This is a genomic window from Chromohalobacter sp. HP20-39, from assembly GCF_033052815.1.
Lineage (GTDB): Bacteria > Pseudomonadota > Gammaproteobacteria > Pseudomonadales > Halomonadaceae > Chromohalobacter.
The window spans coordinates 237,845-264,119 of the sequence record NZ_JAWHTP010000001.1; the positions used below are offsets into that span (position 1 = coordinate 237,845).

20 protein-coding genes are annotated in these 26,275 nt (G+C 61.9%); 3 read left to right on the top strand and 17 right to left on the bottom strand.

All coding sequences use genetic code 11. From position 1 onward, the window contains the following. Positions 1–19 precede the first annotated feature (19 nt). Together RVY79_RS01095 and yrfG are read right to left on the bottom strand one after the other, a co-directional pair. A complete protein-coding gene (locus RVY79_RS01095; protein WP_317462194.1) occupies positions 20–412 on the bottom strand; it encodes an RNA-binding S4 domain-containing protein in 393 nt (130 codons plus the stop codon). 102 nt (positions 413–514) lie between these two features. Continuing rightward, positions 515–1,189 carry a GMP/IMP nucleotidase gene (gene yrfG / locus RVY79_RS01100; protein WP_317462195.1) on the bottom strand — a complete coding sequence of 225 codons (675 nt, stop codon included), beginning with the start codon at positions 1,187–1,189 and terminating at the stop codon, positions 515–517. An 81-nt stretch (positions 1,190–1,270) separates the two neighbouring features. On the opposite strand from yrfG, the gene nudE reads away from it, so the two are divergent. After that, on the top strand, positions 1,271–1,903 hold the full coding sequence (gene nudE / locus RVY79_RS01105) for an ADP compounds hydrolase NudE (RefSeq protein WP_317462196.1): 633 nt from the start codon (positions 1,271–1,273) through the stop codon (positions 1,901–1,903). 10 nt (positions 1,904–1,913) lie between these two features. Here nudE and RVY79_RS01110 read toward each other — a convergent pair whose 3' ends face one another. Next, the gene (locus RVY79_RS01110; RefSeq protein ID WP_317462197.1) at positions 1,914–2,966 is read right to left on the bottom strand and encodes an oxidoreductase; all 1,053 of its coding nucleotides are present in this window, start codon (positions 2,964–2,966) and stop codon (positions 1,914–1,916) included. A gap of 436 nt (positions 2,967–3,402) precedes the next feature. On the opposite strand from RVY79_RS01110, the gene RVY79_RS01115 reads away from it, so the two are divergent. Beyond that, on the top strand, positions 3,403–5,346 hold the full coding sequence (locus RVY79_RS01115; protein WP_317462198.1) for an aconitate hydratase: 1,944 nt from the start codon (positions 3,403–3,405) through the stop codon (positions 5,344–5,346). A gap of 63 nt (positions 5,347–5,409) precedes the next feature. Here RVY79_RS01115 and ilvD read toward each other — a convergent pair whose 3' ends face one another. The 10 genes from ilvD to RVY79_RS01165 form a co-directional block, all read right to left on the bottom strand. Continuing rightward, positions 5,410–7,122, bottom strand: coding sequence for a dihydroxy-acid dehydratase (ilvD, locus tag RVY79_RS01120; RefSeq protein ID WP_317462199.1), 1,713 nt, complete (start codon positions 7,120–7,122; stop codon positions 5,410–5,412). Positions 7,123–7,419: 297 nt separating this feature from the next. After that, positions 7,420–9,876: an endopeptidase La gene (gene lon, locus RVY79_RS01125; RefSeq protein ID WP_317462200.1), complete on the bottom strand. Its 2,457-nt coding sequence runs from the start codon at positions 9,874–9,876 to the stop codon at positions 7,420–7,422. Between the two features lie 91 nt (positions 9,877–9,967). Further along, on the bottom strand, positions 9,968–11,194 hold the full coding sequence (locus RVY79_RS01130; RefSeq protein WP_317462201.1) for a DUF945 family protein: 1,227 nt from the start codon (positions 11,192–11,194) through the stop codon (positions 9,968–9,970). Positions 11,195–11,234: 40 nt separating this feature from the next. Further along, entirely contained in the window at positions 11,235–13,442 is a 2,208-nt protein-coding gene (locus tag RVY79_RS01135) for an ATP-binding protein (protein WP_317462202.1), read from the bottom strand. Between the two features lie 2 nt (positions 13,443–13,444). Further along, positions 13,445–13,984, bottom strand: coding sequence for an oxidoreductase (locus tag RVY79_RS01140; protein ID WP_317462203.1), 540 nt, complete (start codon positions 13,982–13,984; stop codon positions 13,445–13,447). A 122-nt stretch (positions 13,985–14,106) separates the two neighbouring features. After that, positions 14,107–14,898 (bottom strand): MOSC domain-containing protein, encoded by a 792-nt coding sequence (locus tag RVY79_RS01145; protein ID WP_317462204.1) that lies wholly within the window; start codon positions 14,896–14,898, stop codon positions 14,107–14,109. 202 nt (positions 14,899–15,100) lie between these two features. Further along, complete coding sequence (locus RVY79_RS01150; protein ID WP_317462205.1) at positions 15,101–17,698, bottom strand: TRAP transporter permease; 2,598 nt, start codon at positions 17,696–17,698, stop codon at positions 15,101–15,103. Between the two features lie 160 nt (positions 17,699–17,858). Next, positions 17,859–18,836: a TAXI family TRAP transporter solute-binding subunit gene (locus tag RVY79_RS01155; RefSeq protein ID WP_317462206.1), complete on the bottom strand. Its 978-nt coding sequence runs from the start codon at positions 18,834–18,836 to the stop codon at positions 17,859–17,861. Between the two features lie 251 nt (positions 18,837–19,087). Then, positions 19,088–19,891, bottom strand: coding sequence for a sulfite exporter TauE/SafE family protein (locus tag RVY79_RS01160; protein WP_317462207.1), 804 nt, complete (start codon positions 19,889–19,891; stop codon positions 19,088–19,090). Positions 19,892–19,941: 50 nt separating this feature from the next. After that, complete coding sequence (locus RVY79_RS01165; RefSeq protein ID WP_317462208.1) at positions 19,942–20,427, bottom strand: DUF192 domain-containing protein; 486 nt, start codon at positions 20,425–20,427, stop codon at positions 19,942–19,944. Positions 20,428–20,498: 71 nt separating this feature from the next. Here RVY79_RS01165 and RVY79_RS01170 point away from each other — a divergent pair, with 71 nt between their 5' ends. Further along, the gene (locus RVY79_RS01170; protein ID WP_317462209.1) at positions 20,499–21,362 is read left to right on the top strand and encodes a DMT family transporter; all 864 of its coding nucleotides are present in this window, start codon (positions 20,499–20,501) and stop codon (positions 21,360–21,362) included. 6 nt (positions 21,363–21,368) lie between these two features. Here the strand turns inward: RVY79_RS01170 and modC are convergent, their stop codons facing one another. The 4 genes from modC to RVY79_RS01190 form a co-directional block, all read right to left on the bottom strand. Then, the gene (gene modC, locus RVY79_RS01175; protein ID WP_317462210.1) at positions 21,369–22,466 is read right to left on the bottom strand and encodes a molybdenum ABC transporter ATP-binding protein; all 1,098 of its coding nucleotides are present in this window, start codon (positions 22,464–22,466) and stop codon (positions 21,369–21,371) included. After that, a complete protein-coding gene (gene modB, locus RVY79_RS01180; protein WP_317462211.1) occupies positions 22,459–23,154 on the bottom strand; it encodes a molybdate ABC transporter permease subunit in 696 nt (231 codons plus the stop codon). Before modB ends, modC begins: the two co-directional genes overlap by 8 nt. Beyond that, positions 23,154–23,951, bottom strand: coding sequence for a molybdate ABC transporter substrate-binding protein (modA, locus tag RVY79_RS01185; RefSeq protein WP_317462212.1), 798 nt, complete (start codon positions 23,949–23,951; stop codon positions 23,154–23,156). Before modA ends, modB begins: the two co-directional genes overlap by 1 nt. 175 nt (positions 23,952–24,126) lie before the next feature. Beyond that, entirely contained in the window at positions 24,127–26,106 is a 1,980-nt protein-coding gene (locus RVY79_RS01190) for a ligand-gated channel protein (protein ID WP_317462213.1), read from the bottom strand. Positions 26,107–26,275: the final 169 nt, after the last annotated feature.

The window sequence follows — 26,275 nt, forward strand, 5'->3', positions numbered from 1 at the left end:
GGAGATGCCAGTCCGGCCTTCAATCGTCGAAGCCGTGGCGTTGGAAATCCTGAATCGCGCGGCGTTGCTTCTTGTCGGGGCGGCCACGTGGCCCTTGCATGCTTTGATTGGCCAGGCGGCGATTCTGAGCTTCGCGCTCGCGGCGCGCCTGGCTGGCCGACGTTTCGCGGTAGAGCTCGCGAGCCTCGGCGGCGCCGCGGCGTTGACCGGAGAGCCCCGTCACTTCGACTTCGAGGGTGTCCCAGCCTTGCGGCACCTTGAGCAAGGCGCCGAGTTCGACCACCTTGCTGGTCTTTACACGCCCGCCATTGTAGTGGACCTTGCCACCTTCAATGGCTTTCTTGGCCAGGCCACGCGTTTTGAAGAAGCGTGCCGCCCATAGCCACTTGTCGATACGGATCGTGTCGCTCATATTTCTCCCTGCATCGCCGCCCCAATACGCGAGAACGCCCCACGAACGAGACGTGTAACGTGGGCGCCGGAGGGCGACTTTTCAAGGCGGGATGAGAAGTGGTCAGCGGCGCGATACACTCGGCATATCCTGTGGCAAGAGCGTAGCGAAACGCTCGAGGGCAATGAAGTCTTCCAGCTCGCGTTCGGGACGCTGACTATCGGGCTGCTTGATACCCAGCAGATAGCGAATGCCGTATTCACGCGCGCTTTCCAGCACTGAAGGATTGTCATCGATGAACAAGGTACGCGCGGGCTCGAAGGGTTCGATGTCCTGCAACGCGAACCAGAACTCCGGCGCCTCCTTGGCGATGCCCACGTCCGCCGATGAGACGATGACATCGAGATACTCTTCAAGCCCGGTCAGCGGGAGCTTGAGCGCCAGGCTTTCACGATCGGCATTGGTCGCCAGCACGACACGTGGATGCGCCTTCTTGAGCCACTTGAGGAAATCCAGCGCATCGCCGCGCAAACCAATCAGATGCTGCACCTCGCGCTTGAGCGCGACCACATCGACGCCAAGCTCACGGCTCCAGTAGGCCAGGCTGTACCAGTTGAGTGTGCCCTGCTCACCAATGATGCGCGAACGCAGCGTATCGGCATGATGGGCATCCAGCTTGTGCAGTTCCACATAGCGCTGCGGCAAATGTTCCAGCCAGAAATGGCTGTCGAAGTGCAAGTCCAGCAATGTGCCATCCATGTCGAGCAGCACAGTGTCGATGGCGTTCCAGTCAACCATGATGGGCTCCCGCCAGGGTGGATATCGAACCAAGGGCTCTCTTATTGTACGCTGCATGACAGCCACCCGCACGGAGACACCATGGCCTTTTCTTCCCACCACACTGGCGGCACGCCGCCCAACGATACCGGCGCGGGGCATTCCAAGCCTCGCCTCATGAAGCGTCGCGAAATCGCCCGCAGCCGCCTGTTCACCATCGAGGAGCTAGAGCTACGCTTCGCCAACGGCGCCGAGCGTACCTTCGAACGCCTCACGGGCAGCGGCAATGGCCATGGCGGTGGCGCCGTGATGATTGTCGCCATGCCAGATCCCGAGCATGTATTGCTGATTCATGAATATGCCGCGGGCTTCGACGACTATGCCCTGACCTTGCCCAAGGGGCTCGTCGATCCCGGCGAGGATATCGTCAGTGCCGCCAATCGCGAGTTGATGGAAGAATGCGGCATGGGTGCGCAACGCATCGAGCCACTGGTGGAGCTCTCCCTGGCGCCGAACTACATGAGCCACCGTATCCATGTCATGCTCGCCACCGACCTGTACGAGAAGCGCTTGCCCGGCGATGAACCGGAACCCCTGATCGTCGAACGTCACCCGCTCGAGGATATCGCCTCCCTGTTGGCGCGAGAGGATTTCCACGAAGGACGCGCCATCGCCGCCCTGTTCATCGCGCGCGACCGCTTGCGTAGCGAAAACGTCGACAACGCTTGGTGGTAAGCTGCTCGGATCACGCTAGCCGTTCGAATCTCTCGTTCTGCGCACTGCGGCGACCCGCCTCGAGCACTCGCATCACTGCCAAGGCGTCCTCTGGCGGTACGGGGTTCGCCCCCCGGCCCCCTATCGCATCGCGGATACCCGCGTAATAAGCCGGATAATTGCCTGCCCGCGTAGGCACTTCCCGCAACTCAGGGCGCGCACCGGCATCGTGCACATCGGCCACGGTATGCAGCCCATGCTGATGATCCTCGCCCCACTCAGGCGTGGGTAGACGTTCGCCGCGCTTGAGCATGTCTTCCTGCGGGTCGAGCCCATGCTTGACGTAGCTACCATGCGTGCCATGCACGGAGAAACGTGGCGCGGGCGCCGCCATCAAACTACCGGCGTGCAGAATGACGCGCTGCTGGCCATAACGAAGTACGGCATGGAAGTAATCGTCGACCTGCGCGCCATCGCGCTGGCAGGCCTGATCGAGAGACATCTCTTCGGGCATCCCGAACAGTACCAGCGCCTGGTCGATCAGATGCGGCCCCAGGTCGTACCAGATACCGCCCCCCGGTGCGCCGGATTCGCGCCAGCGCGTCTTGACCTCGGGACGGTAACGGTCGAAGTGTGATTCGAAATGCGCGATACGCCCCAGGTCACCGCGTTCGAGCAACTCCCGGACAGTCAGGAAATCCGCATCCCAGCGCCGATTGTGGAAAACGGAAAGCAGCTTGCCCGCCCGTGAGGCTTGCTGGGTCAGCGACTCGGCTTCGTCAAGGGTGACCGTGAAAGGCTTGTCGATCACCACATGCTTGCCGGCAGCCAAGGCCGCGCTCGCTAGATCGTAGTGTGTATCGTTGGGGGTGGGGATCACTACCAGATCGAGGTCATCGCGCGCGAATAGCGCAGACGCACTGGCCTCGACATCGACTTGCGGCCAATCGGCCGTCACCTTGGTGGCATCGCTGCTGGAAATCGCCTTCAAGATCATGCCTTCATCCGCCATCAACAACGGTGCATGAAACGTCTTGCTGGCAAAACCATAACCTACCAGCCCCACTTTGATCTCATCGGTCATACGTAAATCCCTTCTACTCCTACGTTGGCCGCCTCGCGACACCACTCCATCAGCTTGATGATGGCCGCCAGCACATATCATGACAAAGCATCACCAAAAAACGCAGTGTCTTACGCCACACGCGCCATACTGAATAATGGCCTCATGCATCATGCCACGACATCTGGAGAGACATTATGTGCTGCTCGGAAGAGAGTCTCGAAATGCTACTGGATACATTATGGTACGACATCGAGCAGTGGCTAATAATGGACGATGCTGCCCATGCCTGGCAACTCGCCGCTTGACTGTGCCACGACCGCTACCGCAAGGCCCGCGCCGACATCCGACGCGGGCCTTGTGCGATGACGCCGGGTGCCCCCAGGAACGTGTTACGTGAAGCCGACGATGTCTGTCCTACACTAAGTAGCAGACTTCACTATCACGGGAGCTCATCATGCGGCACACCCCCCGTAACGTTACCCAGAAGCTGATCGCCTCGCACCTCGTCAGCGGCGACATGACACCGGGCGAGGCCATCGGCCTGACGATCGATCAGACTCTCACCCAGGACGCCACCGGCACCATGGTGATGCTGGAGCTGGAAGCCATGGCGCTCGACCGCGTCAAGACGGAGGTCTCTGCCCAGTACGTCGACCACAATCTGATCCAGGAAGACAACAAGAACCCCGACGACCACCGCTTTCTGCAGACCTCGGCGGAACGTTTGGGCGTGTGGTTTTCACGTCCGGGCAACGGCGTCAGCCATCCCACGCATCAGCAACGCTTCGGCAAGCCCGGCAAAACCTTGCTGGGCTCCGACAGCCACACGCCAGCCGCCGGTTCTCTGGGCATGCTGGCAATCGGCGCCGGCGGCATCGATGTCGCCATGGCGATGGCCGGCGAACCCTTCCATACACGCATGCCGGAAGTCTGGGGCGTGCGCCTCGAGGGTCGCCTGCCCGACTGGGTCAGCGCCAAGGACGTGATACTCGAAATGCTGCGCCGCCATGGCGTCAGTGGCGGCGTGGGACGCATCATCGAATACTACGGCCCTGGCCTCGAGCATCTCTCCGCGATGGACCGCCATGTCATCGCCAACATGGGCGCGGAACTCGGTGCCACCACCAGCGTGTTCCCCTCCGATGCAGCGGTGAAGGCGTTCCTCACCGCCGAGGGGCGCAGCGAGGATTGGCACGAACTACTGCCGGACGATGGCTGTAGTTACGACCGCCACGAGACGATCGATCTTTCACAACTCGAGCCCTTGATTGCCACCCCGTCGAGTCCCGGCAATGTCGTGCCCGTGCGGGAAGTGGCTGGCGAACCGTTGTCGCAGGCGTATGTCGGCTCCTCGGCCAATCCCGGCTATCGCGATTTCGCCATCGTCGCCGCGATGCTCAAGGATCAGATCATCGACGCCAACGTTTCGCTGGAGATCAACCCCACCTCGCGCTCGATACTCGAGACGCTGACTCGCGACGGCCATCTGTTGAGCTTGCTCGGCGCCGGCGCCCGCCTGCATCAGGCCGGTTGCAATGGCTGCATCGGCATGGGTCAGGCGCCGGCCAACGATACCAACAGCCTGCGCACGGTACCGCGCAACTTCCCCGGCCGCTCGGGCACGCGCGAAGACCGCGTCTTTCTGTGCAGCCCGGAAACCGCCGCGGCCTCAGCACTAAAGGGTGTGATCACCGACCCTAGAACCCTGGGCATGGCCTATCCTCAGATACAGGAGCCCGACGACCCGATCATCAACACCCGTACCCTGATCGCTCCCATGGAGGCATCCAAAGCACGCAAGGTGCATCTGATCAAGGGCCCGAACATCGAGTCGCTGCCGGATTTCGAGCCGCTCGAGACACAACTGGACCTGCCGGTTCTGGTCAAGGCCGGCGACGATGTCTCCACCGACGAGATCATGCCGGCCGGCGGCGAGGTGCTGCCCTACCGTTCCAACATTCCCAAGATCGCCGAGTTTTCCTTCCGCGGCGTCGTCGACGGCTATGCCGACCGTGCCCGCGAGACCGGTGATCATATCGTCATCGGTGGCGAGAATTACGGCCAAGGGTCGAGCAGGGAGCATGCCGCCATCGCTCCACGCTACCTGGGAATGCGTATCGTTATCGCCAAGAGCTTTGCCCGTATCCACCACCAGAACCTGGTCAATTTCGGCGTGCTGCCGCTGACCTTTTCCGACGGTGGCGATTACGAGGCACTCGACATCGATACTCGCATCGGCTTCGACAAGCTACGAGAAGCGCTGGAAGCCGGCGGCCCCGTGACGGCGCAGGCCGATGGTCGAACGCTGACGCTCGAACATGCCTTGACTCCGCGCCAGGTCGAGATCCTGTTCAGCGGTGGCCTGATCGCCTGGATGCGCGACCAGAAGGCAGCCTGACAAGCCCACCGACGAAAAGCGGCCCCGCAGGGGCCGCTCCAGTGATGCCAGGCAAACGCTGTCTCAGTCGTCCAGCGCTTCGGGCAGGTCGGTGACCGCCCCTTTCGACGCGGAGCTGACCGTCTTGGCGTACTTGGCCAGCGTACCACGCGTGTAACGCGGTGCCGGACGCTTCCAGGCCGCGCGACGCCGTTTCATCTCATCGTCGCTGATATGTAGTGTCATGACGTCGTTCTCGGCATCGATGGTGATCTCGTCATGATCTTCGATCAGCCCGATGGGACCGCCGACGAAAGCCTCTGGCGTGACATGGCCGACCACGAAACCGTGGCTACCACCGGAGAAGCGACCGTCGGTGATCAGTGCCACCTTGTCGCCCAGGCCACGCCCCATGATCGCCGAAGTCGGCGTCAGCATCTCGCGCATGCCGGGACCACCCTTGGGGCCTTCATAGCGAATGACGACCACGTCGCCAGCGACCACGGTCAGATCGTTGATCCGCGCCTGCGCTTCCTCTTCGGAGTTGAAGACCCGCGCACGACCGGTAAAGCGCGTGCCTTCCTTGCCGGTAATCTTGGCCACTGCCCCTTCCGGTGCCAGATTACCGTAGAGAACACGCAGGTGGCTGGAAGTTTTGACTGGCTTGTCCAGCGGCTTGATGATCTCCTGATCGATTGGGTACGGCGTCACATCGGCCAGGTTCTCGGCCAACGTGTTACCTGTGACGGTGATGCAGTCGCCGTGGAGCAGGCCCGCATCGAGCAGAATCTTCATCATCGGCTGGATACCGCCGATCGCCACCAGTTCACTCATCATATAGTGGCCGCTGGGACGGACGTCTGCCAACACTGGCACGCGCTTGCCGATCTCGGTGAAATCATCGAGCGTCAAGTCCACGCCGACGGTGTTGGCAATCGCCAGCAAGTGCAGTACGGCGTTGGTGGAGCCACCGAGAGCAATGACAACGGTGATGGCGTTCTCGAACGCCTGGCGGGTCATGATGTCGGACGGCTTGAGGTCCAGCTCGAGCAGCTTGAGCACGGCTTCGCCGGCGGCGCGGCAGTCGTCGTTCTTGGTCTGCGAGACGGCTTCCTGCGCCGAGGAGTTGGGCAGGCTCATGCCCATTGCCTCGATCGCCGACGCCATGGTGTTGGCGGTATACATGCCGCCGCAGGAACCCGGCCCCGGAATTGCCGTCTCCTCGATTTGCTTGACGTCGATCAGCGACATGTTGCCCTGAGAATAGGCGCCCATCGCCTCGAACACCGAGACGATATCGGTATGGCCGGCGCCGGGCTGGATGGTGCCGCCATAGACGAAGATGCTGGGGCGATCGAGGCGCGCCAGCCCGATCATGCAGCCCGGCATGTTCTTGTCGCAGCCGCCGATGGCGACCACGCCGTCGAAGCCTTCGCAGCCGGAAACCGCTTCGATGGAGTCGGCAATGATCTCCCGCGAGGCCATCGAGTACTTCATGCCCTCGGTGCCGTTGGCGATACCGTCGGAGATGGTGATGGTATTGAACACCACGCCCTTGCCCCCGGCGGCGTCAGCCCCCTCACTGGCCGCATCCGCCAACACGTTGATATGGCTGTTGCACGGCGTCACGCGGCTCCAGGTCGACGCGATACCCACCTGCGGCTTCTTGAAGTCTGCGTCGGTGAAGCCGACCGCACGCAGCATCGCGCGGCTGGCGGCCTTGCCCGGGCCGTCGACCACGTTGGCGGAATGGCGGCGACGGTGATCGGTGTTGGCCGGGGAATCCTGCTGGCTCATCAAGTGCTCCTGTTTCGTCTGGTAGGCCCGAGGGCGAATTATGGGCGACGCATGCCGGCTGTGATGATGCAGCGATAAAGACGAGCGACGTGCGTCCAATGTCACGATCAGATGACGTTGCGCGGGCCTCGTGTTTCTTGGGTAAGGCGGCTCTCGTGAAGCGGCTTTGGTAAAGCGACTCGCCATGCCCCGCGCAGAAAGGGTAAGCCCATTGTAACGACGTTGGGCGCGATCGGACATCCGATCGCGCCCAATAGTGAGCACATGAACGTAGCCCTTAGGGCCAATACGACACGGCTAGCCGAAAACCACCTTGGCCACGTCCCGGTAGCGATTGGCGAAGTGCACGGTCACTCCCTTCTTGAGGTAATCGGGCAGCTCCTCGTAATCGCGCCGGTTGGGCTCGGGCAGAATCAGCTCGAAGATATCGCTGCGCCGCGCGGCGATCACCTTCTCGCGAATACCCCCCACCGGAAGGACCTGACCGCTCAGCGTCAGCTCTCCAGTCATCGCCAGGGGCCGATTCAGGGGCTGATCCTTGGCCAGCGACAGCAATGCCGTGGTCATCGTCACGCCGGCCGACGGACCATCCTTGGGCGTAGCGCCTTCGGGCACGTGCATGTGCACATGCGCCTCGTCGAAGAAGGTCGGGTCGGCGCCGAATTCCTTGAGATGCGCCACCGTGTAGCTATAGGCGATATTCGCCGACTCCTGCATCACGTCGCCCAACTGGCCGGTGAGCTTGAGACCGCGCGATTTCGCGTGCACGCGCGCCGCCTCGACCGGCAGCGTTGCCCCACCCATCGAAGTCCATGCCAGTCCGGTGACCACGCCGACGCCCTTGAGCACTTTTTCCTTGCGGAACGTCGGCGCCCCCAAAAAGTCCTCGAGGTTGTTGACCGAGATCTTGACCGTGTCCTGCTCGTTTTCGAGCATCGTCACCGCCGCCTTGCGCACGATGCGATGCAATTGCTTTTCCAACTGTCGCACTCCGGCTTCGCGCGCATAGCCCTCGATGACCTTCCTGAGCGCGGCATCGGTGAGATTGATGCGCTTCTTGGGAATGCGGTCGCGCTCGAGCAGCTTGGGCCACAGATGGTGCTTGGCGATGGCCATTTTTTCCTCGGCGATGTAACCCGACAGACGGATCTGCTCCATGCGGTCGAGTAGCGCCGGCGGCAACGAATCCAGGGTGTTGGCGGTGCATACGAACAGTACCTTGGAAAGGTCCATGCGCACGTCGAGATAATGATCGAGGAAGTCGACGTTCTGCTCGGGATCGAGGACTTCGAGCAACGCCGAGGCCGGATCGCCCTGGAACGACTGGCCCATCTTGTCGACCTCGTCGAGCATGATCACCGGATTTTCGACCTCGACTTCCTTGAGCGCCTGCACCAGTTTGCCCGGCATCGCCCCGATATAGGTGCGCCGGTGGCCCTTGATCTCGGCCTCGTCGCGCATGCCGCCCACCGAGAAGCGATAGAACTCGCGGCCCAGGGCTTCGGCGATGGAGCGCCCCACCGAGGTCTTGCCGACGCCTGGCGGGCCGACCAGCAACAGAATGGAGCCGCCGACATCCCCCTTGAAGGTACCTTCGGCGAGGAACTCGACGATCCGCTCTTTGACGTCCGTCAGGCCATCATGGTCACGATCGAGAATCTTGCGCGCCCGAGGCAGGTCGAGCTGGTCCTCGGAGGTGATGCCCCACGGCAGCGACGTCAACCAGTCCAGATAGTTGCGCGTGGTGCCATATTCCGGCGAGCCGGTCTCGAGCACCGAGAGCTTGCCCAGTTCATCCTCGATGCGCTCCATGACGCGCTCGGGCACTTCTAGGTTCTCGAGGCGTTCGCGGAACGTATCGACATCGTTCTCACGGTCGTCCTTGGAGATACCCAACTCACGCTGGATGACCTTGAGCTGTTCGCGCAGGAAGAACTCGCGCTGACGGTCCTGCATCTGCGCGTTGACCTGCTCGCTGATCTCGCTTTGCAGCTGCGCCACCTCGATTTCCTTGCGCAGCAGCGGCAGTACCTTCTGCATGCGCGCCATCACCGGCAACGTCTCGAGCACTTCCTGCAGCTCTGGCCCCTTGGCCGAGGTGATGGCCGCAGCGAAATCGGTCAGCGGACCGGGTTCATGCGGGCTGAAGCGATTGAGGTAATGCTTGAGCTCCTCGCCGTACAACGGGTTGATCGGCAACAGTTCCTTGATGCCGTTGATCAACGCCATGGCATAGGCACGTGCTTCCTCGTCGCTGGACTCGATGGGTTCCTTAGGGTAGGTGACCTCGACCAGGTACGGCGGCGTCTTCGACAACCAGCGAACGATGCGAAAGCGCTGCATCCCCTGAGCAATGAACTGGATCTGTTGCTCTTCGGTCTGCGAGCGATGAACCTTCACCGCCGTGCCGATCTCCGGGAAGTCAGCGGGCCCCAGTTCATCGACGCCGGAATCGCCGACGAACGCCACACCGACACTGTGGTGAGGCGTGTTGCCGACCCGCTCCATGGTTTCTTCCCAGCGCTCGCGATGGATGACTAGCGGCTGCACCTGCGCAGGGAAGAACGGCCGATTGTGAATCGGCAGCAGGTAGAGTCGCTCGGGCAGATAGGCCTGCGTCGGCACCATCGCGCGCCCATGGGAAGACGATTCCTGGTCGTCCTGCGTCGGGGAATGTTCCTCTTCGGCATCTTGTCGTGCCTCTTCGAGTTCGGCGTAAAAATCCCGGGATTGATCCTGGTCGCGTTCGCTCATCATTCACCTTGAAAGTCGTCGGGCAAATCGCCCCATTTGCCAAAGGAATGCGGGCGTCACCGGCGAACTTCAAGCCTGCGCGTGATGATGCTTACCAGCGCAACGCTTGCTCATTGACGCGCCACTGACCGGCATCGACGCGAAATACCAGGCGCGTCGTCTCCGGCGCAAGCCCCAGATACAAGGCCAGAAGCGCCGGCGCATCGACAAGCGTGACGCGACCCTGGAGGCGTTGTTGGAGGTGGCGCCAGAAGGCAGGAGAGGTCACCGGCGTGGCCGCCAACGAGGCCGAATCGTCGCCGTCGAGCGTCAATTCCCCAAAAGCGCGGCTATCGACGCCGAAAGCCTGGCTGGTCACTTTCAAGGTTTCCAGGGTTAATCGCGGGGAATCGCGCAGCACGTCCACGATCAGCGGTGTCAGTCGCGCCCACCGCGATGCGACATCGGCGGCTTTCGCGCCACTCACGCTATTTTCGTGCATACGTTTGACCAGAGCACGCAGGGCATCGGCATCGATTCGCTCCAGTCCCAGTGACACGCGCCCCGTGGCCACCGACTGTCCCGCCACGGCAATTTCTTCAACGCCGCCCTCGCCGTGGTAGCGAAAGGTGTCATCGCCGAGGCGCATATCGGCCGCGTAGTCCAGCAAATGCAGCGAAAACGGTGCACCGCCCTGCCAGGTCAGCGACGCCAATGAAAAATCCATGCTGTGATGAAAAGTTCGCTGGGTACCCCGATGGCGTCCCTCGACGTCGAGCGCCCCGAGTTCGAGCGATGCCTCGTCCAGCGATACGCGCCACGGTGCCGAGCGCAAGTGGTAACGCACGTCCCCGGCATGCCCACGCAACGCCAGCTCGCCGGCGCCGACTTCCAGTGACGCCAGCTTCGGCAACACCCCGCGTGAGGTGAACGCCGACCATTCCAGTCGCCCTTGCATAGCGCCCGACAACGTTCGGTAGGTGGCCTGCCATGTCGGAGCTGCATCCGCTGCCAATAAAGCTTTCCCCGCGTGGGTAACGTCTACCTCGCCATTGAGGTGGCTACTCAGCACGCCATGACGGACGCGGTAAGGAAGCGATATGCGTAGCGGGCTGCCTCCCGGCGCCGGGATTGCCAAGTGCAGGACACCGGAAGAATGCCACCACCCTTGTTCGACCTCATGACGCTCGGCCTGCCAGCCCTGACGAGCGTCTAGTCGCGCGGTCAGGCGCGCCAGCGCCTGTTCACCGACATGGCTCGACCACGCCTGCGACGCGCACCAACCGATGCCCAACAACAGCAGCAGGCCGCTTCCGCCGATCCAGCGTTTCTTGTGCATTATGATGTCTCCAGATGACGCGAGGCGCATTCACGACGTTTCACGCGGGCATGTCATTGGCCATGCGCAGCGCCTGACGCGATGCAGTGATGGTGGGACGCAGCATGGTCCATTGCCGACCGGCCTCGTCCGAGTCCGCCTGACGCGCCGCCTTCTCCAGGCAGTCGCTGCCGTACACCACACGCGTCAGGGCCAACGACGACGACTCGCCCTTGAGGCGGTGTGCCAGCTCGGCCGTGCGGGTCATGTCCGCGTCGGCGACGGCCGCCTCGAGCGCTTCTTCCAGCACCCGCGACTGATACTGCCAGGCGGCCACCAGCGCACTACGCTGCGCCACCCCCAGCGTCTCGGCGAGCGTCGCAAATGCCTGGCGATCGAGGAGCGCCGGCAGCGTTTCCGTCGACGCCGACACGGCAGACGAGGGTGCCTCGTCAGGGGGAGCGGCTACCTGCGGATCGCGCACGCCGAAACGCCCCAACGTGTCGACCAGCGCCTGCTGGCGTATGGGTTTCGTCAACACCTCCAGCATGCCGGATGCAAGAGCCCGTTGGTGTTCCTGCGTGGTGACGCTCGCAGTCATTGCGACCAGGGGAGTGGTCTGGTTGGGACCGTCCTGGGCGAGAATCTGCCGCGCCGTCTCCGGGCCATCGAGCGTCGGCATGCGAATATCCAGGAAAATCAAAGCGAACGCCGTGTGCTCGGTCAGCGCCAGGGCAGTCTCGCCGCTATCGGCGACATGAACCGTATGCCCGAGACGTTCGAGCATGGCGACGGCCACCTGCCGATTGACGGGATTGTCCTCGACCACCAGCAGGGGCGCCGTGCGTGCCGCCGCCGCGTCCCATGTTACCCCTGATGGAATGTGCTTACCCCCGCTCTCGGCGTCACGCAGCAATGGCAGTTCGAACCAGAAGCGGCTGCCACCGTTGGCCGGACTCGAGACGCCGATGCGTCCCTGCATGGCCTCCACCAGACGCTTGCTGATGGCCAGTCCCAGGCCGGTTCCATTCTGCGTGGCGGCCCCCTGGTAAAAAGGCTGGAACAAGCGCTCACGGTCGACATCGTCGATACCCCGGCCGGTGTCACGTACCTCAAAATGTACCCAGTCCCCGCGCATCGGCTTGATGAGCAGCGTCACGCTGCCTTGCCGCGTAAACTTGAGCGCGTTGGAAAGCAAGTTGAGCAACACCTGACGCAAGCGTCCCTCATCGCCCACCAGGTACTCGGGTACCGAGGGTGAGACCACACTCGCGAACTCGACATGCGTGGCACGTGGTTCGAGTAGCCGCATCAGTGCGTCGACCAGCGCGGAAAGCGAAAACGTCTCGCACTCGACATCCAGATGCCCGGCTTCGATCTTGGAGAAGTCCAGCAGATCGTTGATCAATGCCAGCAGTTGCACACCACTGTCATGAATGGTTTCGACATATTGATGCGAGGCGTCATCCAGCGAACGCTCGCGCAGTAGTTCGGTCATGCCCAACACGCCGTTGAGCGGCGTGCGTATCTCATGGCTGACGGTGGCAAGGAAATCCGACTTGGCCTGGTTGGCGGACTCGGCATGACGCGCGGTTTCCTGGAGCTCCTGGCTCAGGTGCTCCAAGGCTCGTCGCGCCGCGATATTCTCTCCCGCCTCCTGAAACAGGAAACGGATCACCAATACGGTGGCGACGCACATCAGCAGGATCAACGCCAGCAAGGCGGCATACAGCGCCAGTTGAACTTCGCGTTCACGCGTCTTGGACTCGGCAATGTAGGCATTGACTGCCACGACCAGGCGTTCGCTGAGACCGCTCAACGCCTGCAGGCGTTCTTCCAGGGGGGCCAGATCGGGAGATACGGTAGACATCCGCGACAGAGTGGCATCGATTGCATCGCTGCGCGACAGAATCTCCGGCAACAAGGCACGCGCTTCAGGCAATGACTGGAACAGCTCGGCGATCTCCCCCTCGCGCAGCAGATTGATGCGGCTATACAACAACTCGAAGCGCATGCGTACGTCATCGAGTTCGCTCGGACTCTGTTCGGCCTGCAAAACGGCGTTGCGCATCTGGATGGTTTCCCGATCCAGCTTGTAGGCCGCCCAGACCGCGTCGCCGGCGACGCTCTTGGCCAAGACCTCTTGTCGCCAGATGATCAGGCTGACCACCACCAGCGCCGCGACGAAAAACAAGGTCGCCGCGCAAGCCCCGAGCTTGAGTCTCAACGGCAAACGTGACACGAGGTGAATGCGGGAACGCCAAGCCATCATCATTCGACGACGATACGCGCGACCTGCCAGACCGAGCGAAAGCGCACTTCCTCGGTCTGCAGTTCAGGATGGTCATCGAAGGGGTAGAGTACGAACAGCGGGCCGTACTCACGCACCGGCATCGGCTCGCCGTCACGCCGCATGGCCAGAATTACCCCGTACTCTTTTGCCTCGGCCAGCGGTACATCGGCGGCAAAATCATTGAGCGCGACGACATGCAGCGAATCGCCGCGAGCGCCGACCGCGTCATAAATCGCGCCCAGCAAAGGGCCTTTGAAGCGCGATGCCCCCTCGGTCCAGGGGGTATGCGTGACGATGGTGTCCTGCGGCAGTTTCTGGAGCATGGCACGGTCGAAGCGGGCCACTCCGTCACCGTTGGTACGTGATATATCGCCCGCCACGGTCAACATGACGTCCCCCTCGGGGGCCGGTAATGGATGGGCATGTACCGCCGAGGCGGCGACCAGGAGCAGGCCCATCCCGGCCGAGGTCATAGCCCAGCGTCCCAGGCTTTGCGTCAGCGTCATCAGGACACTCATGATTTACCATCCCCATCCGCGTGCCAGCAAAAACGTCATACTGCTATCAATGACCCTACCACCGCGACGGGGTGCTTGCATGCCATACGCGCTTGTCGAGTGTCGTGGCTGGGCCATCCGCCTCACTCCAGCACCTCGAGGCGATCATGGCGCGTGATACGACCTTCGTTTTCGGCAATCAGATTCTGCCCAAAATACACCTTGCCGCCCTCGCCTCGCCGGTAACCCGCCAGTGTGCGCAAGGGTTCGCGGCCCTCCTTGAACGTCCCCGTGGCCGGATCAACGCTCACCATCGCGCAGCGAGAACAAGGCTTGTCGACGCGGAACACGACCTCGCCCAGACGGATGCGTCGCCACTCATCCTCGGCATACGCCGTTGTATCGGCGATCACCAGATTGGGACGAAACTGCGCCATGCGGTGCTGCTCGGCAGTGCGCGTGTTGAGATCGGTCAGCGAGGCCTCGGAAATCAATAGCAACGGGTATCCGTCGGCGAAGCTGACGCGCTGCTCGATGGAGCGGCGATAACGCGGGGAATGCTCGCCCAGCCACAACAATCGTGCGGTCTCACCCGCGGCCTCGCTGAACCAGGCATCGAGGCGCGCATGCGTGGTCAAGGCATCGAAATCATCAGCCCATACCGTGGTGGCGAAGCTCGCCAGTTCGAACTCCCTCACTGCCATCTCCAGCGATGACAATTCAGGGTGCGACAGGCTAAGCGTCCGATCGTCGAATGTCGCGGTCACGCGCTGCAACTGAGGATGCGTGCGGGCGGTCAGGAAGGTGCCATCAGGCTTGGCAATCATGAAACGCCGGTCGCCTCGCAATCCCTCCATGCCGACCCAGGCCGATTCCTGCATGCGTCCCGCGGTGGATTTGATGGGATAAAGGTGAATCGCGGACAGCGTCGCCATGATAGCCTCATTGGGAGTCTGGGGGATCGAGTGGGTATTTCTGAGCATTGTCGCAAAAAATACCGACTACCGCCTCGCTAGTGGCACGTCATTGCCCTTCGGAGGTGCACTCGTGCGCGGACATGCTCAAAACGCGTGCACCGCCGGATAAAAAACGCCCGCCTCTTTCGAGGCGGGCGCAGTGTTAACGCGATGCGTTCGTTTACACCGTGTCGGCGACGTGCCGGCTCGGTGCCGGTCGTCTGCGGCGCTGCAGCCATACGACGAAGGCGAACACCCCCAATGCTGGTATCCACATCCACTCCTTCGGCCACCGCTCGACAGGCGCACGGATCGACACGATCTCTTGGTCGAATTCAAAGCCCAGCTCTTTCGCCTGGCTACCGAAGGCCGTCATATCGACCAGCGTCTTGCCATCTTCCTGCATCAACGTCAGCCCCAGGTTCTGCATGCGCTCGGCCCCCGTTTCACCCTCTGGCGCCGGCACCAGGATCACGAAACTGGTGGGCGCACCGTACGCATTGAGGCCATCGATTCTGACACGCAGGTTGCTGTCCTGATCGATAGCGCCCAGCGCCTGCTCGAACTGCGCAGGCGGTATATCGCGATACGGATCGTGAATCGTGTCCATCCAGAAGCCTGGGCGAAATAGCGTGAAGGCCACCAACAAGAGCAGCAGACTTTCATACCAGCGGCTTTTTACCAGCAAATAACCTTGCGTGGCGGCCGCGAAGATCAGCATCGCCACCGTCGCCACCACGAAGATCAATATGCCGTGCCACCAGTTCACGTCGATCAGCAGCAAATCGGTGTTGAAGATGAACAGGAACGGTAGCGCCGCGGTGCGCAGGCTGTAATAAAACGCCTGGAAACCGGTGCGAATGGGATCAGCTCCGGAGATCGCCGCAGCGGCGAACGACGCTAGCCCCACTGGCGGCGTCACATCGGCCATGATGCCGAAATAGAAGACGAACAAATGCACCGCGATCAATGGCACGATCAAGCCATTCTGCTGGCCCAGTTGGACGATGACCGGCGCCAAGAGCGCGGAAACCACGATGTAGTTGGCCGTGGTCGGCAAGCCCATGCCCAGAATCAGGCTCAGCACCGCGGTCAGCATGAGCATCAGCAACAGGTTGCCCATCGAGAGCGTCTCGACCAGGCCCGCCAGCACCAGGCCCACCCCGGTTTGTGACACGGCACCGACGATGATCCCCGCCGCCGCCGTGGCGATGCCGATACCGATCATGTTGCGCGCGCCGTCGATCAGGCCTTCCCAGAGGTCGACGACACCACGCTTCACTTCATTGCCTAGCGCGCCGCGCCCACGGAAGAAGGCCTCCAGCGGACGCTGAGTGAGAATGATGGCAATCATGAGTACGGTCGCCCAGAACGCCGAAAGCCCTGGCGACAGCCGCTCCACCATCAGGCACCACACCAGCACCACGACGGGCAGCAGGAAATAGAGCCCCACCATCACCGTGGGCCGCGTTTGCGGCAATACCGTGATGTCGGTACTCGCATCATCCTTCTCGAGTTCGGGGTAGCGCGACCCCAGCTTGAGCAGCGCCACGTAGATCACCGCCAGCCCCACAGCAGCCACCCACGGCATGGCCTCGCCCAGCACCGGTTTGAGCCACCCCAGGCCGTAATACACGATCAAGGCCAAGGCCATGATCCCGACCAGCCCGGTCAGAAAACCGAGGATTTTCTGCAGCCACGGGCGCACGGGGTTGCTGCTTTGAAGCCCCCGCATGTTGGCCTTGAGTGCCTCGAGATGGACGATATAGATCAACGCGATATACGAGATCACCGCCGGCAGGAAGGCATGCTTGATGACCTCGACATAGGAAATGCCCACATACTCGACCATCAAGAACGCCGCCGCCCCCATCACCGGCGGCATGATCTGCCCGTTGACCGATGAGGACACCTCGACCGCGCCAGCCTTGGTAGAGCTAAACCCGACGCGTTTCATCATGGGAATGGTGAAGGTGCCGGTCGTCACGGTATTGGCAATCGAGGAGCCCGAGATGAGCCCGGTCATGCCGGAGGCGACGACCGCCGCCTTGGCCGGGCCGCCACGATAGTGACCCAGCATCGAAAACGCCATCTTGATGAAATAGTTGCCAGCTCCGGCCTTGTCCAGCAAGGCACCGAACAAGACGAACAGGAACACGAAGCTGGTCGATACCCCCAGGGCGATGCCGAACACGCCTTGCGACGTCAGCCACTGATGGTTGACCAGACCGTAGAGGCTCACTCCGCGATGCGCCAGCATTCCCGGCATGTAAGGCCCGGCCAGCGAGTAGACGATAAACACCATCGCCACGATCATCAGCGGTGGCCCTAGCGCACGCCGCGTGGCCTCGAGCAATAGCACCAGACCGATCACACCGATGATGACGTCCTGCAGAATCGGCGCACCGGGGCGCTGTGAGAGCTGCTCGTAAAAGAAATACATGTAGGACGCCGCGAAGGCACCTACCAAGGCCAACCCCCAATCCAACAACGGCACTCTATGACGCGGTGAGCGCTTGAAGGCCGGATAGGCCATGAAGGCCAGAAAGATGGCAAACGCCAGATGGATAGAGCGCGCTTCCGTGGCGCTGAAGATGCCAAAACCGACCACGAAGGGTAAGGGCGAGGCGATCCACAGCTGGAAGAGTGACCAGATCGCCGCCACGCACAGCAACATCTTGCCGACCGGCCCGTCGGGCTTCCGCGAGCCCGACTCATTGGCGGTCAACTCCTCCAGTTCGGCATCACGAGTGCGTGCCGTCGCCTTGTCGTCTTGCATACATTTGTCCCGGTGATGCCGGCAGTCGTCGCACATGGCGCACGCTTGTCGGCGTAAAAACACATCACGAATCGGTCCCTTGCTCGGCGCCGCGTGGCCAGAACCAACGATGCGCGGCGCCAAGGCGGCCGCGCATCGTCATACGACATTGTGCTGATGCTTACAGCCAGCCACGCTCTTGGTAGTAACGCTTGGCACCTTCATGCAGCGGCGCGGAGAGGCCGGCGGAGATCATCTCGCTCGGCTTCAGATCGGCAAATGCCGGATGCAGGCGCTTGAAGCGATCGAAGTTGTTGAACACCGCCTTGACGACCTGATAGACGACATCTTCAGGCACTTTAGAGGACGTCACGAAGGTAGCCTTGACGCCGAAGGTTTCGACATCGTCCGGGTTTCCCTTGTACATGCCGCCGGGAATCACCGACTTGGCATAGTAGGGATACTTCTTGACCAAGCCATCCACCGCGTCGTCGTTCAGCGGGACAAGGTTGGCGTCCACGGTGGTGGTGGCTTCCTGAATGGCACCATTGGGATGGCCGACCACATACGCCATGGCATCGATGTTGTTATCCGCAAGCGCCGAGGCCATTTCAGCGGCCCCCAGTTCGGAGGTCAACGAGAATACATCGGTGGTCCAGCCCTCGGCATCCATCAGCACTTCCATGGTGGCGCGCTGACCGGAGCCCGGGTTACCGATATTGACGCGCTTGCCCTTTAGATCTTCGATGCTTTGAATGTCGGCATCCTTGCGCGCCAGGACGGTCAACGGCTCACCATGCACGGAAAAGACCGAACGCAGATCTTCCATGGGCTTCTCGAAATCGCCTTCGCCATTGAAGGCGCGATACTGCACGTCGGACTGCGCCACCCCCATGCTCAACTCACCGGACTTGATGCCGTTGATATTGGCCACGGAGCCACCGGTGGACGGCGCGTTGCAGCGGATGTTGGTCTCGTCGGCATTGCGGTTAACCAAGCGGCAGATCGACTGACCGACCACGTAGTAAACACCTGTCTGTCCCCCCGTCCCGATGGTGACGAAGCGCTCCTGATCCTGGGCCATCGCCGGCGTCGCCAACGCGGCGGCACCCAGTAAAGCCCCAGAGAACAACGCAGCAGTAAAGGCGTAACGTTTCATGCATGCACCTCTTTAACATTATTTTGACGAACCAGCGGCGGAGCCAAAGTCCGCGCAAGTTACAGGAAGCGCTCCGGAAGAGGCCGCTGACGCGGCACGCTCCAGCGCATTCGGCTCCCTTGCCATCAGCTTAGGCAACATGTCCCGATGCCGATAGTGGCGCGCATGATAACCGTCCGTTACGTTGACCGGAACAAACGTTTTTCATATTCGAGACATACTAGACCAACGTCTAAGACGTTGAATCCCGATCACGTCAGCACGGTGAACAGCATCTTCACCGACAGTGCCATCAAGACAAACGCGAAGATGCGTTTGAGCATGGCCACCGGCAGACGATGGGCAAGGCGTGCGCCCAGTGGCGCGGTAAAGAAGCTCACCGCCGAGATCAAGATCACCGCCGGCCAATAGACGAAGCCCAAGGCCCCTGCGGGAAGTCCGGAAATGCCCCAGCCATTGATCAGGTAGCCGATCGCTCCCGACAGTGCGATCGGTAATCCCACCGCCGCAGACGTACCGATCGCACGGCGCAAGGCCACGTTGCACCAGGTGAGAAACGGTACCGTCAGCGAACCGCCCCCGATGGCGACCAGGGCAGAGATACCGCCGATGCCCAACCCCACGCCCGAGACGCCCCAGGCGCCAGGCAAGGTACGTGATGGCTGGGGCTTGAGGTTGATCAGCATCTGCGTCGACACGAAGGCCATGAAGCACGCGAAAAAGATCGCCAACCCCGTGGTCGGGACGTGCGAGGCGAGAAAGGTCCCCAGGAAAGTGCCGATCAAGATGCCCGGCGTGATGAAACGCACCACCGGCCACGCCACACCACCATGGCGATGATGCGCTCGCAGGCTTGCCAGCGAGGTTGGCACGATGGCGGCCATCGAGGTCCCCAGCGCCACATGCACCAGGGTGTCATGCGGGAAGCCTTGCAGCGCAAACAGCGACGTCAGTATCGGCACCATGATGCCGCCGCCGCCGACCCCCAACAGGCCGGCGAAGATTCCCACCACACCGCCCAGGGCCAGATAGGCCAACCACCATATCGGATCCAAATCGCTTACTCCTTCATCGAACCTTCAGCGCCGACAATCGACCCGCCAGCCTAACGCGGCGATAGCAAAGGCGCGATCGGGAGACGATCGCCCACCTCAATACCGTGTCGACGAAAGTAACCGGCATTGACCTCCAAGGCCGCGCGAAACGGCGCCCCGGCCGCATAACTGGGACACTCGGCGCTGGACTCAGCCTGGCACGGCCGCATGTGCCGGATGGCGCGTACCTCGCCGCCCGCGCCTAGAAAAGCGATATCCAGCGGAATTCGCGTGCGATACATCCAGAACGCCGCCTCGGGAGGTTGCTGGCGGGGATAGACGAATAGCATGCCGGCATCCGGCGCAAGCGTATCTCGATTCATCAGCCCCGTCGCGCGCTCGTCGGCTTGCCTGGCTACCTCCACCGACAGTGTCTCGTCGGCAACCTGCAAGGTGGCGCGCTCGAGCCTCGAGTGCGCCTCGCCGAACGTCGTTGCGAGCGTCAGCACCAACATGCCCAACGCCATCATGCCCGACACGTACAATGTCCGTTTCATGCGCTATCCTTTTGCCTTCTATCAGCCAGTGCGAATAATGCCTAACGCCATTCGCCTACAAGGACACCCCCGTGCCACTTCGCGACCTCCTGATCGGCCTTATGGTCATCGTCATCTGGGCCTTCAACATCATCGTCATCAAGGTCGGCGTGGACGACATGCCACCGCTGATGCTGATGACACTACGCTTCATGCTGGTCGCGGCGTTGGTCGTGCCCTTCACCCGCGTGACACGACAGCAACTGCCGTGGCTGCTGGTGCTGTCGGTCACCTTCGGTGGTTTGCACTTTCCATTGCTGTTCCTGGGCCTGAGCCAAGCCGAGGCCGGCACCGGTGCCCTGCTGGTGCAGATGGGCACGCCCTTCGCCACTTTACTCGCCGCCGTGTTCCTCAAGGAACGCCTCGACCTGCGCCGCCTGCTCGGCTTGTTGCTGGCGTTCGCCGGTGCCGTGGTGCTCGCCGGTGGGCCAGCACTGCCCAATGTAACGGCCACATTGACGCTCTTGACCAGCGCCCTGGCCTGGGCGGTGTCGACGCTGATCATCAAGCGCGCCCCGGCCATCTCGCCGCTGACGCTGGCCGGATGGATCGCGCTGTTCGCGATCCCCCAGGTCGCAGTGGGCAGTTGGCTTTTCGAGACTCAACACATGCAAGCGCTCCGCCATGCCGGATGGATCGGCTGGGGCGCGGTATTTTACACGGCGGTGATGTCGTCGATCATCGCCTATGGCTTGTGGTATGCACTGCTGCGCCGCCACCCGATCAACCGAGTCGTGCCGCTGACATTGCTGATGCCGGTCATCGCCGTCTTGCTCGGTGTCTGGCTGCTCGGCGATGGCATGGACAGCCACAAACTGTTCGGCGGGGCACTGGTCATCGCCGGACTGGCGGTGATCAACCTGCCAGGAAGGCGACATCCTCGCGCCGCGTCCTGAACACGTTTACGTCACGACGATCACATCATGGCGGGAGATCGTTACGCTGCGCAGCCGCGCTTGCAACGCTTGCCCCGCGTGCAGCCCCATTTGGCCAACGGCTTCACGGGTGAGACGCGCCCGCAGCGCCTGCCCGCCAACGTCCAGCATCACCTCGACGAAGGGGCCATGGGCTTCGTCACCGATCTCCCGCAACGTCGCCGGTAGGCAGGCGACATCCGGCAGCGGCGGCGTCCACGTGGAGGCGACGCCCACATCGCGCGCTCGAAGGCGCAAGCGCACCGCATCCCCAACCGCACCGTCGAGACGCGCGACGCTCAGCGTCTCGTCCTCGGCCATGCCCGGCAGCGCCAGACGCGTCAAGCAAAGCGCTTCATCATGCGCGACGATACGCGCTTCGAGTAACGAAGACGCCTCGAAACGCCCCGTGCGCGGGCCAAGATCGAGGCGCGCGAACATCTCGTCCACCGGCCCGCTGGCCATGACACGGCCTTCCTCAATCAATGCCACGCGGTCAGCCAGCGCCCCGATTTCACGCGTGTCGTGACTGACGAAGAGAATCGGCACGCCCGTGTCGCGCGCCAAACGCCGAATATAACGCAGGAGTTCCTGCTTGCGCGCCCCATCCAATCCGGTGAGCGGCTCGTCCATCAACAGCATGCGTGGACGCGACAACAGCGCCCGACCGATGGCCACGCGCCGCGCCTCGCCTCCCGAGAGCCGCCCCGGCGTGCGCGACAACAAATGGCCGATCCCCAAAAGCTCGACAAGATCATCGAAGTCCTTGCGCGCCGCGCGCGGCATGCCGTAGCGCAGATTGCCATGCACCGAATAATGCGGAAACAGCCGTGCTTCCTGAAATACCACACCCAACTGACGCCGGTGGGGCGGCACCCAGCGACGCCGATGGGTATCCACCAACCATGTATCGCCCAACCGGATGGTGCCTGCCTCCGGCATCCCTAATCCGGCGATCAGCCGAATCAGGCTGCTCTTGCCACTCCCCGAGCGCCCGAACAAGGCCGTGACGCCTTCTGCCGGTACCGTAAGCGAAGTATCGAGAGTGAAATCCCCCAGCCGCTGAAAGACTTGCGCCTCAAGCATGGCAGCCCTCCAGACGTCGGCGCGCGCGCCGCGCCAACCATTCCGAAGCCACCAGCGCGATCAACGCCACGATCACCGAAATCACGCACAGTCGCGCCGCGGCGGCCTCCTTACCGGGCGTCTGCACCAGGCTGTAGAGCGCCAGAGGCAGAGTCCGTGTCTCCCCGGGGATGTTGGCGGCAAAGGTGATCGTCGCGCCGAATTCGGACAGCGAGCGGGCGAAGGCCAGAACGCTGCCGGTCAGGATCCCTGGCAGGGTCAGCGGCAAGGTCACCGTGAGGAAGGTCCTCCAGCGGCTCGCGCCCAGCGTACGCGCGGCCTCCTCCAGCTTGCGATCGACCGATTCCAGCGACAACCGCACGGCACGCACCAGCAATGGAAACGCCATCACTGCCCCGGCGAGTGCCGCCCCTTGCCAGGTGAAGGGCAGACTCACCCCGAGCGTTTCGTGCAGCCATTGGCCCAGCGGTCCTTGTCGCCCCAGCGACACCAACAGCAGATACCCCACCACGACAGGCGGCAACACCAACGGCAAATGCACGATGCCATCGACAAGGGCCTTGCCCGGGAAGTCGAAACGCGCCAGCACGTAGGCCATTCCCAGTCCCGGCAACAGGATCGCGGCTACCGCGACACCCGAGACACGCAGGCTCAGGGCCAGCGCCTCCCATTCCAGCGGTGTCAGCATCACCTATCCCCGTTGGCCAGCGTGGCAAAGCCGAAACGCTGGAAGATGGCGCTTGCTTCGTCGCTTTCCAGCCACTTGGCCCATGCCGCGGCCTCTTCGCTGGGTGACGCGCCCACCAGGGCCACGGGGTAGACGATCGGGTCATGGGAAGCGTCGGGGAAGGTGCCCAGCGTCTTGACCTTGTCGCTGGCCTGGGCATCGCTGGCATAGACGATACCCAGCGGCACCTCGCCGCGCTCGACCAACGCCAAGGCGGTGCGCACATTATTAGCGGGCGCAAGACGCGAGCGTAGTGTCCGCCATTGACCGATCCCCTGAAGGGCTTGCTTGGCATAGATACCTGCGGGCACATGCGCCGGATTGCCAAGTGCCAGACGGCCTTCTCCCAACCGTTCGGCAATCGGAGTGGTCTCATCCGGTGTAAAACGGTCGAGATCACTACCCTGAGGTGCAATCAATGCCAGGCGATTGCCCAGCACATCGTGGCGATGCGACAGCGTGATACCGTTCTGCGAGTCGAGCCAATCCATCCAGCGCTCGTTGGCCGAGAGATACACCGCCGCTGGCGCACCGTTGGCGATCTGCCGAGCCAATGTCGACGACGCAGCGTAGACGGGCACGATCTCGACATCGTGATCGCGCCCGTAGGCCTCGGCCAGCGCATCGACAGCATCGGTCAACGAGGCCGCGGCAAAGACCTGGACGCGCTCGGCGGCCAACGCCGAAAGACTTGCCATGCCCAGCGACAGCGCCAGGGCATGGACGATACAAAGACGAACCAACGAACGACGTAACATAGAACTCCAGGCCGAGCAGCGGCCTTGATACCAATAACGAGTGAAGCAGCTTATCGAAAATAGCACGCACGATGGCAACAACCCAGACGCCCGATAGAGGGCCGTGCCGAACGCAGAAGGGAGGCCGAAGCCTCCCTGCACAATGCAAACATCCGCTCGGCGCCTTACTCGGTGCTTAAAAATCGAGGCTCGCCCCCATCCAATAACGGCGTCCATCGTTCACATAACCATATTCGTCGTAGCCGATCTCTTCGTCGAACATGTTATAGACGCCGACCATGAGCTTGGTCCGCTCGTTGAGCTGCCATGCACCGCCACTATCCACGAAGGTATAGGAAGGCGCACGGGTAGTATTGGAAGAAGGCCCTTCGACGGGCTGACTTTCCTTGCCACGATAGGTCAAACGTGCCCAGGCATTGAATCGCTCCACCGGCGCCCAATCCAACGTACCGCTGAATTGATGCTTGGGTAGCTGGACCAGCGGGTTACCTTCGTACTCACCGCTTTTCTGTTCGGAATCGGTATAGGTATAGCTCGTGGACAAGGACAACGTCTCAGTCAGCGGCGATGATAGCGAGAGCTCCACGCCTTGCGTCACGGCTTCGTCGACATTGATGCGGGTATTAGTGAGAAGGTTGCCGTTACCGTCGACATCGTACTGAGTCACCGGAGGACATGCCGTGGCCGACCCACAGCGTAACCGAGTAATCTTGTCTTCGAAGTCGTTGTGGAAGAGCGTCACGCTGGCATTCAGGCCGCGCGGAGCGCTATACAGCAAGGCAAGCTCCTTGTTGAGCGATGTTTCAGGCTCGAGATTAGGGTTACCGTAGGTGGTGCCGCCACGACTGATAGCTCCCCAATCAGCCGTCACCTCACGCAGCCCGGGGGCGCGATACCCGGTGGAAACTCCGCCCTTGAGCGTCCAGCGCGGCGCCGCCTGCCATACGCCATACAGGCGCGGGCTGATATGGCTACCGTAGTTTTCATTGTCATCTAGCCGCACCCCGCCCGTAAGCGAGAAATCTCGTGTCAGTAACCATTCATCCTCGGCGAACAGCGCCCATTGATCGTTGCTGACCTGGGTTCGGTCGGAGATCTGGTTCGTATCTTGGTCATTGAGCTCTTCTTTCTCGTAGTTAGCCCCGAGCGTCACGATATGACGCGACAACGGGATCACCCACTGGGTATTCGCCACGGTATTGGTGATTTCTATACCGCGGGACTTGTTGTCGGTGGACTCGCGCTGTACATAACTGTCGGAGGTGGCAAATCCCCAGCGCCCGGTATGCGTCAGCGCGTAATGCTCACGCTCATGCTCCGAATAACTGTCGGTACAGCCGCCGCGACATCCCGCCGTCGGGACTGACTTGCCGACATGGGCCGCGCGATCCTGCGTTTCCTTGCCCACTTCCAAGCCAAAGTCATGATTTTCGCTCGGGGTCAGCGCAAACTTGGCGGTCAGACTCTGCAGGTCCTTGTCTTCGTACCCTTCTTCGATATCGTCTTCTTCACGCTTCTGGTACTGGCCATAGACCTGCACGCCCAGCCGGTCGTCGGCCAGCGGCCCCGAGACATAAATCTGGCCCTGGTTGGCATTGCCCGAGTCGCTGTCTTCCTGAAGTGTCGCCTCGGCACGCACGTTGCCGTGCCAGTCATCGGCCACCTTACGCGTGATGACGTTGATGACCCCGCCGATTGCATCCGAGCCATAGAGTGTCGACATCGGCCCGCGAATGACCTCGATACGCTCAATGGCCTGCAGTGGCGGCAACCAGTCCTGTTCGAACCCGGCACTGCCATTGGGGCGCGACTCGCGCGACGACTGACGGCGACCATCGACGAGTATCAAAGTATACTCAGCAGGCATGCCGCGTATGCTGATGTCGGCCCCATTATCGCCACCTCCGCCACCTGTGACGGTGACCCCCGGCACGCCCCGCAAGGCGTCGGTGATATCGCGGTAGGCCTTGTTCTCGAGCTGCTCGCGCGAAATGACGCTGATCGATGCCGGGGCATCTTGTACCTGCTGGGCGTAACCGGCGGCGGTCACGACGACATCGTTTAGCTGGACATCGTCATCGGCGGCATAGGCCAGCGGCATGCCAAGCGTAGTAACGGCGAGCGCCAGCGCCGACGGACGAACGTGATAAGACATGGTGCGTTGTTCTCCCTGATGAATCCTGCTCCAGAACCGGCTGGAGCATTTGCATAATATCTTGACATTTAATGCGAATTTTTATCATTTAGATTCTTTCATAGAGAGCGCGCCAGGTCACGGGACAGGGCGTTTCGCAATCCGCAACGCAACGAGAGATCGTTACAAG